The sequence below is a fragment of the Amycolatopsis sp. FU40 genome (genome assembly GCF_021903635.1).
GTDB classification, from domain to species: domain Bacteria; phylum Actinomycetota; class Actinomycetes; order Mycobacteriales; family Pseudonocardiaceae; genus Amycolatopsis; species Amycolatopsis dendrobii.
In genome coordinates, this window is sequence record NZ_CP091381.1 from 7,871,871 (window position 1) to 7,887,183 (window position 15,313).

Genomic DNA, 15,313 nt, shown 5'->3' on the forward strand with positions numbered 1-15,313 from the left:
CCAGACGCTGAATGGCGCAATTCTGTCTACTGTGCCGATATGGTCCGTCCCCTCGGTCCCGCGAATGCCCTCATTAATCGATCCGCCTGTCTATCGGCGGGGGTATGCAGGCATTACCCATCGCCTGTGTGACCCAGGACATTGTTCCGGTCAGCGGGATCCGGAGTTCGAATACGGCATAAAAAAGTCGGCGGCAGGGGTTCGGAAATCCCTGCCGCCGACCAGAAAGAAAATCAACGATTCAGCTGGTAAATGACCGCGTCCTCGTTGCGGTACACCTCTTTCAGGAACGGCAGTCCGGCCAGCCCGTTCACGCCCGGATCCGCGTACGCGCGTTTCGGCGGGGCCGCCGGGCGGCCCAGGATCACCCAGTGGATGTTCAGGCGCTGCACCGCGGCTCGGACCGCCGGGTCGGTGTCGTAGTCGCGGAATTTCGCGGCGAGCAGCACGGCGTCCGAGGGAGGTTTCGTGCCGTCGTCGTGGGCGGCGACGGTGCGGACTCCGCTGAGGGCGTAGGTCCACGGCGTGCCGTCCCAGCGGTCGTTCATCGCCCATTGACCTGGCTTAGCGAGCTTGCCCAGTTCCGCCATCGCGCGTTCCTCGCCGGGCGTGATTTCCAGGGTGTGCGGATCGGGGCGCTGGTACCCGCGCGCGACCACCTCGCTGTTGGTCCGGGCGTACAGGCCTTTCGTGGCTCCTACGAAAGCGATCAGGACCAGCGCGGCGAGTGCTGCCGGCGGGATTCGTGCGGGCAGTCGTTCCTTCAGCCACTCGTGCAGCGCCGCGATTCCGTGGCCGGCGATGAACGACAGCGGCACGGTCGCCATCGTGATGAACCGGTACGGGTCGTCCCACCACGGGCGGGCCAGTGCCATGACCAAGGGGGCGTCCGAGGACGAGACCGCCATGTAGAGCAAGCCGGTGATCAGTGCGGTCAGGCCGATCCAGCGCAGCGAGCCAAGCCTGCGGAAGAAGATGAAACCGAACAGCAGCGCCACGGACAGCAAGATCTGCGGATTTGGTTCGAAGTGCTGGAACCCGAGCAACGCGCCGAGCGCGGTCGTCGCGCGCCATTCGCTTGGCCAGCCTAGGTATTCCACCGTCGAGCTGTTCGCCAGGCCGAGCGCGCCGAACAGTTGCAGCCACGCCACGAGCATCGCCAGCACCGCGATCGGCAGCAGCGCCAGCAGGTCCTTGCCGATCGAGCGCCACCGTTCGATCCAGCGTTGCACCAGCAGCGGTCCGGCGAACAGGATCGCGCCGAACAACGTGGACGAGTGGATGCACAGCAGTCCGACCGCCGAGACCATCAGCACGAAACCGGTGTCCGGTGCGACCCGGTCGAGGTACCGGCGCAGCACCACAGCGGCCAACGGGGTGAGCGCCATGCCCAGCAGGAACGGGTACAGCGGCCCGCGGTCCATCGACTCGTACATGCCCATCACCGGCGCGGCCGAGGCGAGCGCGACGGCTCCGGCCAGCACGGCGCGGCCGCGGAACGCCCGCACCAGCACCACGAGGGAAAGGGCCAGCAAGCCGGGCAGCAACGCCGTGTTCACGTCCAGGGTGAGCGGGATCGAACCGCCGCTGAGCGTGTACTGCACGGAGGCGAGCAGGTGGTACGCGTTGGGGTAGAAGGGCGGTGCACCGTCTTCGTACCAGTTCACCGTGCCCATGCCGAAAAGGCTGCCGTCGCCGGTCTCGGCGATGTAGCGCACGCCGTTGGCCGCGTATGGCGCGTCGCCGCCCTGTGCGATCGCGCCGAGGTGGCCCATGCCGCGCACGGCCGCGTAGAACCCGATGGCGGTCGCGAGGACGAGGCAGGCGCCGACCGCCCAGTTCGCCCGCGGTTCCCAGGCCCGCACCTCGGGCTCGTGTGGCCACCGGCGGACGGTGAGCCATCGGAGTCCAAACGCGACAGCCGCGAAAAGCACGGTGGCCAGCGCGTAGGTCCAGGCGTTGAACGGCAGCCCGATCGCCGCTGTCCACGGACCCGCGAGGCCGCCGATGACGTAGCTCAGCAGCGGGGTCAGGCCGGCCAGCAGCCAGCCGCGCAATCCGGCGGCGGCTCCGGTGACGAGCCCGGGGATCCCGAGCACGAGCAGGCAGCAGGCGATGCTGGCTACCACGGACAACGATGTGGGGTCGCTCGGCACAGTCTTCCTCGAGTCATAGGCGTCCGCCTGCTCCCCGTGGCGGATGGGAATCGGGCCCTAGGCTAACCGCACCCCATGTACACCCGAACGGCTGATGTCCGGGAAGCGCGGCAGCGCGCTTGACTGGAGCTGGTGAGGAACGGTCCGCCAGGGGTCGGCCGGACGGGTGAGGGGCGCGGGAGGCTGGGGGCGCGTGGTTTACGCGGTCGTGGGGGGATGGCTGGCGCTGGCCGCGCTGGTCGTCGCCGCTTGGCGGCGGATGGGGCAGGACCGGCGGTGGCGCGTCGGCGTTCTTCTGCTTGTTCTCGGCTTTTCGCTGCTGCATCAGCTGTTGTTCGCCACCGCGACCGAGGACGCGTACGTCAGTTTCCGGTATGCGCAGAACATCGCCGACGGCAACGGCCCGGTATTCAACACGGGCGATCGCAGCGAGACGTACGCGAATTTCCTCTGGCTTGTGGTGATCGCGTTGCCGCGCGGGGCATTCGGGGCGGAAGTGCCGGTGGCGGCCGTTGTGTTGAGTGGCGCGGCCGCCTTGGGGTGCGTGTTGACAGCGTATTTCCTCGCCAATCGCATTGCCGCGCTCGGGCTGCCGGAAGGGGTTGAGCCTCGGCGTGCGGTCGGGGTCGCGGCGGCGTTGCTGACCGCGGGGGCGAATGGGCTCGCGGTGTACGGGCTTTCCGGCACTGAGCTGCCGATGTTCGCGTTGCTCGTGCTCTGTGTCGCGTACGCGTTGGTGGCCGGGCGGCCGTTGGTCGCCGGCGTGCTCGTGGCCAGTGCGGTGATGACGCGGCCGGAAGGAATTGTGCTCGCTGTCGTCGGCGCGGTGTGGCTCGTTTTCGCCGCCGCGCGCGGACGGCACACCTGGTGGGCACCGGTCGGTTTTGTGCTGGGCGCGTTAGTGTTCCTGGCCCCGTGGACGGCTTGGCGCGTTACCTACTACGACCGTTTCGTGCCGGACGCGAGTCTGCCGGCCGCACCGGATTGGCCGTATCTCGGCGGTTTCGCCTTGGCGCACTTAGGGTTTCTCGTCCCGGCCGCGGTGGTGGCGGGGCTCGTGGCGTCCCGGCGACGCGCAGTGGAAGCCCAGTCGGCGTTGTGGTTGTTGCTGGCGCTTGCTGTCTGCCACACCGGGATCGTGCTGTTTTTCGAGGAGGATCCGGGACTGTCGTGGCGGCTGCTCGTTCCGGTGCCGCCCTTGCTGGCAGTCGCCGCGGTGGCCGGGTGTGGCGTCCTCACGCCGGTACCGAGGCCGCGGGCGGTTTCCCGGGCGGTTCCGGCGGTTACCGCCGCGCTCACCGGGGTCGCGGTGGCGGTCTCGGTGTTCAGCCCAGAAGTACTGGAGCGCGTGCGGGCCTGGAGCACACAGGGCGCGCAACTGGCCGAGGTCGGGGACTGGCTCGCCCGCTACCTGCCGCCGGGGTCCACCGTGAGCGCCGGATCGCCGGGGCTGCTCGCGAGCCGGGCTGGTTCGAAGGTGCTGGTGGTCGGACTGGACGCGGAACGGTCGACGCTCGCCGTGCCCGGCCGGTCGGGGTACGCCGATCGCCAGGATTGTGCCGACGACCTGCCCGCCTGGTACCGCGTCGCGACCTTCCGGCGCACCGGGACACCGTTCTGGATCTCGGTCTACCCGCGTGCCGACGACGCCAGCAGGCTCGTCGGCGAACTCGACCGCGCCCCGGACTTCCACTACGTGTCCTGCCCCTGAAGTGTGGCGGAGCCGACCCGCGCGACCTACCGGCGGGAAACCTACGGTCCCGTAGCCTTGGGCACATGGCTGACTTCGTGTACCCGCCCGTCCTGGTCGCCGCGCGGCTGATGTTCCGGCTGCTCGACAACCGCCTCCGGGTGACCGGCGCCGAACACGTGCCCGCCCGCGGCGGCGCCGTGCTCGCCTGCACGCACGTCAGCTACCTGGACTTCATCTACTGCGGCCTCGGCGCCCGCCCGGCGAAGCGGCTGGTGCGGTTCATGGCCAAACAGGAGATCTTCAGCAACTCGGTCGCCGGTCCGCTCATGCGCGGCATGCACCACATCCCGGTGGACCGTGCCGCCGGGCAGGCGTCCTACGACGAGGCCGTGGCGCGGCTGCGTGCGGGCGAGGTCGTCGGCGTCTTCCCGGAGGCCACGATCAGCCAGTCGTTCACCGTGAAGGACATCAAGACCGGTGCGGTCCGGATGGCCGCCGAAGCGGGCGTGCCGGTGATCCCGATGGCGCTGTGGGGCACGCAGCGGCTGTGGACGAAGGGCCGTCCGCGGGACCTCACCCGCAGGCACGTGCCGATTTCGGTGGTGATCGGCGAGCCGATGCGCCCGGGCCCGGAGGACTCGTGCGAAGCGCTGACGACGGACCTGCGCGCCCGGATGTCGGAGCTGCTGGAGAAGGCCCAGGCGGAGTACCCGGAGGCCCCGGAGAGCGACGCCGAACGCTGGTGGCTGCCCGCACACCTCGGCGGCAGCGCGCCGACGCCCGAGGAAGCCGCTGAGCTCGACCGCCGTTCGTGAGCGCCCCAATGCCACATTGGGTGCGTTGAGCGCACCGAACGCCACATTGGGTGCATCTGACGCACCCAATGCCACATTGGGGCGCTTAGAACCAGCGCTCCAGCACCTGCGCCACCCCGTCCTCCGCAGCCGGTCCGGTCACCTCGTCCGCCACTGCCAGCACGGTCGGGTGGCCGTTGGCCATCGCGACGCCGTGTCCGGCCCACTGCAGCATCTCGACGTCGTTGGGCATGTCGCCGAACGCGATCACCGACGACTGGGGCACGTCGAAGCGCTCGGCGATGTCCGCGAGCCCGGTCGCCTTCGTCACGCCGTGTGCGGACAGTTCGATCAGCCCGCCGGAGGACGAATACGTGACGTCTACCGCCCCGTCGAGCACCGCGTTCGTCGCCTCGGCCATCTCCTCCGACGTCATCCCGCGTCGGCTGACCAGCAGCTTGATCGCGGTTTTCCCGAGCACCTCGGCACGCGGCGCGATCCGGCTCTCCTCGTCGCCCCACGGGTTGTGGTACTCCGGCTCGATCACGAAATTGCGCAACTCGTGGTCGACCGATCCGGTGCCGATCCGTTCCGCGGCCAGCCGGCAGCCGGGCAATGCCTTGTCGAGCGCCGAGGCCAGGTCGTGCAGCAGTTTCGGTTCGAGTTCGCCGTGCACCGCGACCACTGAGTCGGTGCCGATGTCGAGCAGTACGGCTCCGTTGGCGCACACCGCGTAGCCGGTCAGCCCGAGCGGTCCGGCGATCGGCGCGATCCAGCGCGGCGGGCGGCCGGTGCACAGCACGAACGGCACGTCGTCGGCCAGCACCCGCTGCACGACCGACACCGTGCGCGGGGTCACTTGTTCGCTGGGGCCGAGCAGGGTGCCGTCGACATCGGACGCGATCAACCGGGGTTTCTCCACGCGTCCCATTCTCCCGGTCGCCGCCCGTTCGAGCGAATGTCAGTGCCGGACGTTACGGTCGGCCTCGTGCGAGCAGGCATCGTAATTCTTCCTGAAGACCGCTGGTGGGCGGCCGAGCCGAAATGGCGCGCGGCCGAGGAGTACGGCTTCGACCACGCGTGGACCTACGACCATCTCGGCTGGCGATCGCTGGTCGACGGGCCGTGGTTCTCCGCTGTGCCCACCCTCACCGCGGCGGCCATGGTCACCTCCACGATCCGGCTGGGCACCTTCGTCGCCTCTCCGGTCGCGCGGCATCCAGTGCCGTTCGCGCGCGAGCTGATCACCCTCGACGACGTGTCCGACGGGCGGTTCGTGCTGGGCGTCGGAGCCGGCGTGGACAGTTCGCGCTACGACGCGCAGGTGCTCGCCGCCCCGGAGCTGACCGCACGCCAGCGGGTCGACCGCTTCACCGAGTTCGTCGAGGCCCTCGACGGGCTGCTGATGACCGACAACTTCGACTTCTCCGGCGAGTACTACTCCGCGCGCGGCGCGCGGAACCTGCCCGGCACGGTGCAGCGCCCTCGGTTGCCGTTCCTGGTCGCGGCCAACGGCCCGCGCACCATGACGCTGGCCGCGCGGTTCGGCGCGGGCTGGGTCACCACCGGGCGCGGCGGGTCCACCCTCGACGAATGGTGGACCGGCATCGAGGAGCTGGTCCGCACGTTCGACCAGCGGCTCGAGGCGGCGGGCCGCGAACCGGCAGGCATCCAGCGGTACCTGAGCCTCGACGCGGCGCCGGTGTTCTCGCTCAGCAGCGTCGCGGCGTTCCGCGAGGCCACCGAACGGGCCCGTGAGCTGGGCTTCACCGACGTCATCGCGCACTGGCCGCGTTCGAGCGGGCCGTACGAGGGGCACGAATCGGTGCTGGAAAAGGTCGTCGAAGAAGTACTGCCGGGCCTCAAGGCCGAATGACCTCTGGCGGCCGCGACCACCCAGGTCGCGGCCGCCAGGATCACTTGATGATCGTGTAAATCTGCGCGCCGGGATTGCGGTAGACCAGCCGCAGGAAATCGCTGCCCATGAGGTCGCGCAGGCCGGGGGAGATCGGTGCGCCCCTGGCGATCGAACCGCTGCCCACCAGCACGTGGTGCACCTTCAGCCGCTGGACCGCCTCGCGTACGCGCAGGTCGAGGTCGTAATCGCGGAAGTGCAGCGCCAAGTACGTCGCGTCCGGCGAGACCGGGCCGCCGCCGTCGTAGTGGCCCGCCACCGGGTGCACGCCGGTCAGCGCGTACATCCACGCGGTGCCGTCGAGCCGGTCGTTCAGCACCTTCTCGTCGGACGGGATGTGCATCCGGCCGAGGAACTCCATGGCCGCGATCTCGTCCGGGCTGACCGGCGGCGTGACCTCGCCCTCCGGCCCGTTGTAGTACAGGAACGACACCGCGGTGGCGTTCGCGGTGCGGTAGAAACCGCCGGTCAGCACCGCGGTCACGGCCACGACGACCGCCGCCGCCGTGATCCCGAGCCGGGAGACCACCGTCGGCCGCGCTTTCGCCCAGCCGATCGAGCGGATCCACTGCGCGGTCCAGCGCTGCAGTTCCGCCATGCCGTGCCCGGCGAGCAGGCACAGCGGGATCGCGGCCAGCGCCATCAGCCGGAACCGGTCGTTCCACCACGGCCGCGACAGCGAGATGACCAGCGGCGAGGCGCCGTACGACGTGACCAGCACGAACAGCCCGGACAGCCCGATCGCGGACAGGACCAGCCAGCGCATCCGGTCGAGCGTGCGGAAGGCCAGCACGCCGACCACGAGCAGCACGGTGAGCCAGAGCTGCGGCGTGTGCAGCACCTGCTGGAACGTGCCGAGCATGTTCAGCGCCGACAGGACCGGCAGGTCCGAGTTCCACGGCTGGTACGGGTACGCGCCGGAGGTGAAGCTGATCGCGCCCAGGATCTGCGGCGCGGCGAAGACGACTGCGGCCACCATGACCGGCACTGTGCGCACGATGTCGCCGCCGATCACGCGCAGCCCGTTGCGCCCTTCAGGCACACCGTCCACCCGAAGCCCGCGAAGCGAGCGGTACCAGCGTTGCAGCACCAGCGGAGCCGCGAAGAGGACGCCACCGAACAGTGCGCTCGAATGCGCGGTGAGCAGACCGTCCGCAGCCAGCGCGAACACCAGGCCGGTGTCGACGCCCGGGCGTACGAGGAAGCGTTGCAGCGCGACCACCGTCAGCGGCGTGAGCACTATCCCCAGCGCGTACGGCAGCAGGCCGCTCGACACCGACTCGTACGCGCCCGTCGTCGCAGCAGCGGCGATCAGGGCTGTGCAGCCTGCGAATACCGCGCGGCCGCCCATCTGGCGGACCAGGGCGACCATCGACAGCGCGAAGATGCCCGCGACCGGCATGGTGATGGCGTTCAGCGTGACCGGGATGCTCGTCCCGGAGATCTGGTAAACCAGCGCGCCGACCAGGTGATAGCCGTTCGGATAGAACGATCCGTCCGGGTACCAGTTGATCTTGCCCATGCCGATGAGCGAACCGTCGCCGGTGTCGGCGATGTAGCGGATGCCGTTCGCGTGGAAGACGGTGTCCCAGCGCTGGAAGACCGCCGTCGTCCCGCCGCGCGCGGACAGCACCACGGCGATCGACAGCGCCGTCGCCACCGCGACGCACGCGGCGACCGACCACTGCGCGCGCGTGCTCCAGGCGACCGGAGGCTCCTCCGCGCCCGGGGTGATCCAGCCGCGGACGAGGCAGAGCCGCCGGATCCCCCACGCGACCCCGGCCAGCAGCAGCGTGCAGGCCGCGGCGGTGAAGACGTTGTACGGGAGACCGACAGTCGACAACCAGGGCCCAGCCAGGCCGGTGACGGCATAACTGAGCAGCGGCGCGAGCCCGGCGAGGGCCCACCCGCGCACTCCCGCGGCCCGGCCGATGAGGCCGCCCGGGACTGCCAGCACGGCCACGTAGCTGGCGACCGCGCCGAGATAGGTCCAGAAGGTGTCTGGTGCAGGCATGCTTCTCACGTGTGTAGTGCCGGTAAAACCTGGCGGGATGCCGAGGTCGGTTCGGGACGCGGTCGCGCGACTGCGTACCCTGAGCGCCCGTGAGCGAGCACACGAACTCCGCCAAGATTACTGAAGACGACTTTCGCGGTTACGACCTCGTCGTCGTCGGGTCCGGTTTCTTCGGCCTGACCATCGCCGAACGGGCCGCGGCCGAGCTGGGCAAGAAGGTCCTGGTCCTCGAGCGCCGCCACCACCTCGGGGGCAACGCCTACTCCGAGGTCGAGCCCGAAACGGGCATTGAGGTGCACCGTTACGGCGCGCACCTGTTCCACACGTCCAACAAGCGGGTGTGGGAGTACGTCAACCGCTTCACCGAGTTCACCGGCTATCAGCACCGGGTCTTCGGCAAGCACAACGGGCAGGTCTACCCGCTGCCGATGAACCTCGGCATGATCAACCAGTTCTTCGGCAAGTCGCACACGCCGGACGAGGCGCGCGAGCTCATCGCGAAGCAGGCCGCCGAGTTCCGGACCGAGGACGCGCAGAACCTCGAGGAGAAGGCGATCTCGCTGATCGGCCGTCCCCTTTACGAGGCGTTCATCCGGGACTACACCGCGAAGCAGTGGGAAAACGACCCGAAGAACCTCGGCGCGAACATCATCACCCGGCTGCCGGTCCGCTACACCTTCGACAACCGGTACTTCAACGACACCTACGAGGGTCTCCCGGTCAACGGGTACACCGCGTGGCTCGAGAAGATGGCCGAGCACGAGAACATCGAGATCCGGCTGAACGTCGACTACTTCGACGTCCGCGAGCACATCCCGGCGGGCACCCCGACCGTCTACACCGGGCCGCTCGACCGCTACTTCGACTACTCGGCGGGCCGGTTCACCTGGCGCACCGTCGACTTCGAGTCCGAGGTCGCGCAGACCGGCGACTTCCAGGGCACGTCGGTCGTCAACTACAACGACGCCGACGTCGACTACACCCGGATCATCGAGTTCCGCCACTTCCACCCGGAGCGGGACTACCCGAAGGACAAGACGGTCATCTTCCGCGAGTACTCCCGTTTCGCGAAGGAAGACGACGAGCCGTACTACCCGATCAACACCGCCGAGAACCGCGAGAAGCTGGAAAGCTACCGCGAGCTGGCGAAGACCGAGGCGCGCGAGAAGAACGTGCTCTTCGGCGGACGGCTCGGCACGTACAAGTATCTCGACATGCACATGGCGATCGGATCGGCGCTGTCGATGTTCGACAACAAGATCGCCCCGCACCTGACCGACGGTGCGCCGTTGGACGGGTCGATCGATGCTTGAGAAGGACACCCCGCGCGGTGAGGTGGCTGTGCTCTCCAGCACCCAGAAGGTGCTGAAGAAGCCGGGCACGGTGCAGGTCGCGCGGGGCATGTCGCTGTTCGGGGAGCACAGCGCGGGATGGTTCGCGCTGGGCTTGCTCGGAGCGGCGGTGGACCGCGACCGGCGCAAGGACTGGCTGGTCGCGTCGGCCGGAGTGGTGGGCGCGCACGCCGCGTCGATCGCCGTGAAACGCGTCGTGCGGCGGCGCCGTCCGGACCATCCCAGCGTGGAGGTTCTGGTCGGCACGCCGAGCAAGCTGAGCTTCCCGTCGTCGCACGCGACGTCGACGACAGCGGCGGCGGTGCTCTACTCCGGATTGACCGGGCGTAACCTGGTCCCCGCCCTGGTACCGCCGATGCTCGCCTCGAGGCTGCTGCTCGGCGTTCACTATCCGACAGACGTTCTGGCCGGAGCCGCCCTGGGAGGCGTCGTCGGCGGTCTGATCCGACGGAAGCTGACCAAGAAGCGATGAGCGAAACGACCGACGAGCGAACCGAAAACGCGTCCGGTACGGCCGAATCCGCAGAAGCGACGGAGCCGGCTGCCGAAAAGACCGACGTGGCCGAGGAGACCGAGAAGGTCGAAAAGACCGAGAAGGCCGACAAGCCTGAATCCCCGGCCGCCCCGTCCCCGACCTCCGGCACGAGCCCCGTGGGCCTCGTGCTCGGGGTGATCAAAACCGCGCGGCCGAAGCAGTGGGTGAAGAACGTCCTCGTCTTCGCGGCGCCGTTCTTCGCGTTCTCCAAGGCGACGAACCGGACCGAGCTGGTCATCGACGCGTTGATCGCGTTCGTGGCGTTCTCGCTCACCGCCTCGTCGGTCTACCTGATCAACGACGCTGTCGACGTCGAGGCCGACCGGGCCCATCCGACGAAGCGCAACCGCCCGATCGCGGCTGGCATCGTCCCGGTCCCGGTGGCCTACGCGTCGGCGGTGGTGTTCTTCCTCGCCGGGCTCGCCGTGTCGTTCGCGGCGGACTGGCGGCTGGCGATCGTGCTGGCGGTCTACGAGGCCGTGCAGCTCGGTTATTGCTTCGGCCTGAAGCACCAGCCGGTGGTGGACCTGGCGATCGTCGGCTCGGGCTTCCTGATGCGCTCGGTGGCAGGCGGTGTCGCCGGCGGCATCGCGATGTCGCAGTGGTTCCTGCTGGTCACGGCGTTCGGCTCGCTGTTCATGGTGGCGGGCAAGCGGTACGCGGAGATCATGCTGTTCGAGCGCACCGGCGCGAAGATCCGGTCCTCGCTGAAGAAGTACTCGGCGAGCTACCTGCGCTTCGTGTGGGCGACGTCCGCGGCGATCCTGATCATGTCCTACTGCCTGTGGGCATTCGAGATCCGCCAGGCCGAGCACAACTCGGTGTGGGCGGTCGTGTCGATGGTCCCGTTCGTCATCGCGGTGCTCCGCTACGCGGTCGACGTGGACGGCGGCAACGCCGGCGCGCCCGACGAGATCGCCTTGAAGGACCGCGTGCTGCAGGTGCTCGGCGCGACCTGGGTCGTGACCCTGTTCCTGTCGTTCTACCTGTGAACGGCGCGCGTATTACTGTGCCAATCGGTACTAATCCGACCACAGCCACGGCCTAATGACTTCGTAGCAACGGCTACGTGCCGGGCGGCCTGCTTTTGGTCGGATTAGTACACAGCTGGGATTCAGCTTCTCCACAGCATCGACGGTCACCCTCGGGGTGGGAGCCGGGACACCCCGCCTCCCGCCCGCTCAGCCCGGAGGACCGACGATGAACGACGACAAGAACCCCTCGCCCGGCGAGCCCGCCGGACAGCAGCCGACCGAGCAGTTCGGCCAGGTCGGGGACTCTTCCGGCGAGGGTGCGGCTGGTCAGCCGGGGGCGGCTGCGGAAGCCGCGCGGCAGGGGCAGGCGGTGCCGCCTGCCGAGCAGACCAGCCCATTGAGCCAGCCCGGGCCGTCCGCGGAACAACACTCGGGCCAGGCCGGTCCGGCCGCCGAGCAGACCAGCCAGTCGGGTCAGCCCGGGCCGACCGCCGAGCAGGCGGGCCAAGCCGCTCCCACTGGGGAACCGGCCGGTCAGCAGTCGAATCAGCCCGGCCACTTCGCGCAACCCGGCCCGTGGGGCATGCCGCTGCCGCCGCCGAAGCAGAGCGGTTTCCGCCGGTTCGTCGCCCACCGGGCCACGCAGCTGGTCGCGGTGGGAGTGCTGGGACTGGCCGTCGGCGGCGGCATCGTCGGCGGCGTCATGGCCGCGACGCACCACCCCGGCCGGCCCGGCATGAGCCAGCACCAGGGTGGCCACCGCTTCAACGACGGCGGCCCCGGCCCACGGCATCGCGTTCCGGACGGCCAGAACGGCGGCAACCAGAACAACGGCCCCGGGTTCGGCAACGGCGGCGGCACCAGCTCCGGAACGGGCAGCTGAGCGAACAGCTCATTCGCGCAGAATCTCTGCCCGCCCGGCCTCAGCCCCCCAGCAGCGCCGGGTACAGCACCGTCGGATGCGCGGACAGCCCGGCTTTCGCCGTCGCGCTGTCCGCGTCCGCGATGATCTCGATTTCGCCCGCCTCCACGCCGTCCAATGCGGCGCGGACGACGTCGGCGGGGTCGTTTTTCGGAATGTCGAAGCTGGCCATCATGTCGGTGTCGGTGCTGGCCATGACCAGGCCGCTCACCAGCGTGTGCTGGGTCAGAAGCTCCAGCCGCACCGAGTTGGTCATGCTCCACGCCGCCGATTTCGACGCGGCGTATCCCGCGGAGCCCGGGTAGGTCGCCCAGGACAGGGCGGATAGGACGTTCAGAATCGCGCCATTCTTCAACCCTGGCGCGAATGCCCGGATTACCCGAAGCGGGCCGAAGAAATTGGTCTCCATTTCTCGCCGAATCGCATCCAGGTCGCCGGTCACCAGGTCGGTGAAGGAGGCGATTCCGGCGTTGTTGATCAGGAGGTCGACGTCCGGGGCGGCAGCAGCGGCGGCCGCGACGGAGCCGGGATCGGTGACGTCGAGCGGCAGCGACACGGCACCCTCGAGGTCGACCGGGCGGCGAGAGGTGGCGTAGACCTTGGCCGCGCCGCGGTCCAGCAGGGCGCGGACGAAGTGGGCGCCGAGCCCGCGTCCGGCACCGGTGACCAGCGCGGTCGAGCCTGCGATCTGCATGGGGTTCTCCTGGGAAAAGCCGTCGGAAGAGGACAACGGCTATCCTGGACCCTGACGTCGATGTCAGGTTCTCGTGTTTGTGCGGCGGATCACGGAGGGGTCGGATGCGGATCGGAGAGGTGGCGGAGCGCGCCGGGGTCAGCGTGCGTTCGCTGCGCTACTACGAGCAGCAAGGGCTGATCGAGTCGACGCGCACGTCCGGCGGGCAGCGCCGCTACGGCGAGGACGCGGTGGCGTGGGTCGGGCTGATCCAGCAGCTTTACGCGGCCGGGCTGTCCAGCGCGACTATCCGCGAGCTGATGCCGTGCCTGCACGCTGGCGTCAGCACGCCGGAGTCGCGCGTCCGGCTGCGCGCGGAGAAAGCCCGGCTCGACGAGTACATCTCCGGTCTCGAACGCACTCGCGAGCGGCTGGAGGCGATGATCGAACTGGCGGAGACGCCGAATCCGCATTGCCCGGTGGTACTGGGCTAAAGCGCGGCGAAGGTGTCGTTCAGGATCTTCACGATCGCGCGCGGGGTGCCGGAGATGAGTTCGGTCCGGCCGTCGGTCGTGGGATAGGTGAGAATTCGCCCGGTGTTCACGTCGGCGGCGAGAATCGGGCCGCCGGTGAGGTGTCGTCCGTTCGCGCGGCGCGCGACGTAGAGTTCGTGTGTCGCTTCCGCGGGTTGGTTCAGGGTCGAGGCGAGGTATTCGTGGCTGGTGGTCTCGTCGAACGGGTCTGGAGCCGCGTCGGTCGCGGACGTTACCGAGACTGAACGCACCGGTGCGCCGGGGATTTGCGGAAGTGTGCCGAAAAGCGTCGTGGCCAGGCGGGTCGGGGCGGTCGGCTGTATTTCGACCAGACCGTCCTGCGCGGAGACCAGAATCGCGGCTTGTTCTCGTTGCGCGACTATGCCGGTCCGCTGGATTCCGCCGCGAAATGCCGACCAGGCGAAGTACTCGCGTTCAGCTTCGGCGAGCACTTGCAGGGTGCCACGCAAATACGCGGACGGCGCGTCGTTGTCCGCGAGGCCGAGCCGGGCGAGGAGATCGATGGTGGCGGCGTGAAGTTCGCGGTGTGCGCCTGCCTTGACCCAGACTCGCTTCGCCCGCAGCATCGGATGCTGTTCACCGAGGTCGAGCATGTCCCAGACGACCGAGAGTGCTTCGACGGGCAGGGTCACCGCCTCAACGACGTCCTCCCGCACCTGCGCCCCCTTCCACAATCGCCATCAGCACGGTAGCCGATTGATTACCCGCGTGGTGTTGGTGTCTGCAATTGAGAACAGGTAGCAATTTCGGAAACGCCGCCTCCGGCTAGACGCAGACGCTATAGGCATTCATGCTCTGATCATTCCTGCTCTGGCCTTGGCGGCGGTAGACGTGTGTGATTAACCGACGATGGCCAAGCCTCCGCTCTCCGCCGCGACTCGCACCATTGGCGAGCGCGTGCGCGAATTCCGCAACGACGCGGGGCTGAGCCAGGAACAGCTGGCCGAACTGGCCGGCGTGCACTGGACGTTCGTGAGCCAGGTCGAACGCGGGCTGCGCAACATCAACCTGCACAACCTGCTCAAATTCGCCGAAGGTCTCGGCGTGAATCCGGCCCGGCTGGTGGACGGGCTGCACCCGCCGTCCGGCGACTAGTCCACTGTGGACGGCCGCAGCACCTGACGGAACGTGCCTTCCCGGAGCAGCAGAATCTGCGTGATCACCTGCAGTCCGACGAAGAACGCGATCGACAGCCCCGCATCGAGCGCGGGAACGTCGTCGACCGGCAGCGTGTACGCCATCCCGATGCTGAGTCCACTGTGGACCAGACTGCCGACGCCCCACGCCACGGTCAGCGTCCGCCACGTCCGGCGGAACGACGGACGGGCCTCCCACGCCGAGTCCAGCCGGGAGCCGCGGCCGGGCAACAGCGCGCGGGCCGCCTGGTAAGTCGTCGGGTACTGGCCGACGACCAGGCTCGCGAGCAGCCAGACCCCCGCCAGCGTGCTGAACCAGGCTCCGCGCACCAGCATCAGCCGGGCGTCGCCGGTCATCAGCGTGGTGGCCAGGCCGACCGCAAGGAACATCAGGACGAGCAGGCCGATCCCGTCCACGCGACGCCGGGTGACCAGCGTGTACAGCACGCGCAGCGCGGGCGGCAGACCGCTCAGCAACAGTGCCCACACCGGCGGGACGTCGAAGGCGCGGAGCAGGTAATAGCCGCCGACTGGCGCGCCGAGATCGATCAGCAGCGCGGCCAGCGAAGAGCGGAATTCGTTCCCCATGCCCTGA

15 protein-coding genes are annotated in these 15,313 nt (G+C 68.9%); 9 read left to right on the plus strand and 6 right to left on the minus strand.

Annotated elements, in window-relative coordinates:
• Positions 1-233: 233 nt before the first annotated feature.
• Complete coding sequence (locus L3Q65_RS37100; protein WP_237597754.1) at positions 234-2,156, minus strand: DUF6541 family protein; 1,923 nt, start codon at positions 2,154-2,156, stop codon at positions 234-236.
• Positions 2,157-2,349: 193 nt separating this feature from the next.
• Here L3Q65_RS37100 and L3Q65_RS37105 point away from each other — a divergent pair, with 193 nt between their 5' ends.
• Both L3Q65_RS37105 and L3Q65_RS37110 read left to right on the plus strand, forming a co-directional pair.
• On the plus strand, positions 2,350-3,867 hold the full coding sequence (locus L3Q65_RS37105) for a hypothetical protein (RefSeq protein ID WP_182893673.1): 1,518 nt from the start codon (positions 2,350-2,352) through the stop codon (positions 3,865-3,867).
• Between the two features lie 65 nt (positions 3,868-3,932).
• Positions 3,933-4,664 carry a 1-acyl-sn-glycerol-3-phosphate acyltransferase gene (locus tag L3Q65_RS37110; protein WP_182893674.1) on the plus strand — a complete coding sequence of 244 codons (732 nt, stop codon included), beginning with the start codon at positions 3,933-3,935 and terminating at the stop codon, positions 4,662-4,664.
• 85 nt (positions 4,665-4,749) lie between these two features.
• On the opposite strand, the gene L3Q65_RS37115 is transcribed toward L3Q65_RS37110, so the two are convergent.
• On the minus strand, positions 4,750-5,574 hold the full coding sequence (locus L3Q65_RS37115) for an HAD family hydrolase (protein ID WP_237597755.1): 825 nt from the start codon (positions 5,572-5,574) through the stop codon (positions 4,750-4,752).
• Between the two features lie 57 nt (positions 5,575-5,631).
• Here L3Q65_RS37115 and L3Q65_RS37120 point away from each other — a divergent pair, with 57 nt between their 5' ends.
• Positions 5,632-6,519: an LLM class flavin-dependent oxidoreductase gene (locus tag L3Q65_RS37120; protein WP_182893676.1), complete on the plus strand. Its 888-nt coding sequence runs from the start codon at positions 5,632-5,634 to the stop codon at positions 6,517-6,519.
• A gap of 40 nt (positions 6,520-6,559) precedes the next feature.
• Here L3Q65_RS37120 and L3Q65_RS37125 read toward each other — a convergent pair whose 3' ends face one another.
• Positions 6,560-8,572, minus strand: a complete 2,013-nt coding sequence (locus L3Q65_RS37125) for a DUF6541 family protein (RefSeq protein WP_182893677.1) — start codon at positions 8,570-8,572, stop codon at positions 6,560-6,562.
• A gap of 89 nt (positions 8,573-8,661) precedes the next feature.
• Between L3Q65_RS37125 and glf the strand changes: the two genes are divergently transcribed.
• The 4 genes from glf (at position 8,662) to L3Q65_RS37145 (ending at position 12,316) form a co-directional block, all read left to right on the plus strand.
• Positions 8,662-9,885 (plus strand): UDP-galactopyranose mutase, encoded by a 1,224-nt coding sequence (gene glf / locus L3Q65_RS37130; protein ID WP_182893678.1) that lies wholly within the window; start codon positions 8,662-8,664, stop codon positions 9,883-9,885.
• Complete coding sequence (locus L3Q65_RS37135; RefSeq protein WP_134664121.1) at positions 9,878-10,396, plus strand: phosphatase PAP2 family protein; 519 nt, start codon at positions 9,878-9,880, stop codon at positions 10,394-10,396. The genes glf and L3Q65_RS37135 overlap by 8 nt, the downstream gene beginning before the upstream one ends.
• Positions 10,393-11,451: a decaprenyl-phosphate phosphoribosyltransferase gene (locus tag L3Q65_RS37140; protein WP_182893679.1), complete on the plus strand. Its 1,059-nt coding sequence runs from the start codon at positions 10,393-10,395 to the stop codon at positions 11,449-11,451. Before L3Q65_RS37135 ends, L3Q65_RS37140 begins: the two co-directional genes overlap by 4 nt.
• A 208-nt stretch (positions 11,452-11,659) precedes the next feature.
• Positions 11,660-12,316, plus strand: coding sequence for a hypothetical protein (locus tag L3Q65_RS37145; RefSeq protein ID WP_237597756.1), 657 nt, complete (start codon positions 11,660-11,662; stop codon positions 12,314-12,316).
• A gap of 40 nt (positions 12,317-12,356) precedes the next feature.
• On the opposite strand, the gene L3Q65_RS37150 is transcribed toward L3Q65_RS37145, so the two are convergent.
• The gene (locus L3Q65_RS37150) at positions 12,357-13,049 is read right to left on the minus strand and encodes an SDR family oxidoreductase (protein WP_237597757.1); all 693 of its coding nucleotides are present in this window, start codon (positions 13,047-13,049) and stop codon (positions 12,357-12,359) included.
• 104 nt (positions 13,050-13,153) lie between these two features.
• Between L3Q65_RS37150 and L3Q65_RS37155 the strand changes: the two genes are divergently transcribed.
• The gene (locus L3Q65_RS37155) at positions 13,154-13,522 is read left to right on the plus strand and encodes a MerR family transcriptional regulator (RefSeq protein ID WP_182893682.1); all 369 of its coding nucleotides are present in this window, start codon (positions 13,154-13,156) and stop codon (positions 13,520-13,522) included.
• Here the strand turns inward: L3Q65_RS37155 and L3Q65_RS37160 are convergent.
• Positions 13,519-14,238: an ESX secretion-associated protein EspG gene (locus tag L3Q65_RS37160; protein ID WP_237597758.1), complete on the minus strand. Its 720-nt coding sequence runs from the start codon at positions 14,236-14,238 to the stop codon at positions 13,519-13,521. The genes L3Q65_RS37155 and L3Q65_RS37160 overlap by 4 nt on opposite strands.
• A gap of 193 nt (positions 14,239-14,431) precedes the next feature.
• Between L3Q65_RS37160 and L3Q65_RS37165 the strand changes: the two genes are divergently transcribed.
• Complete coding sequence (locus L3Q65_RS37165) at positions 14,432-14,677, plus strand: helix-turn-helix domain-containing protein (protein ID WP_182893683.1); 246 nt, start codon at positions 14,432-14,434, stop codon at positions 14,675-14,677.
• Here the strand turns inward: L3Q65_RS37165 and L3Q65_RS37170 are convergent.
• The gene (locus tag L3Q65_RS37170; protein WP_237597759.1) at positions 14,674-15,306 is read right to left on the minus strand and encodes a VC0807 family protein; all 633 of its coding nucleotides are present in this window, start codon (positions 15,304-15,306) and stop codon (positions 14,674-14,676) included. The two genes, L3Q65_RS37165 and L3Q65_RS37170, sit on opposite strands and share 4 nt — an antisense overlap.
• Between the last annotated feature and the right edge of the window lie 7 nt (positions 15,307-15,313).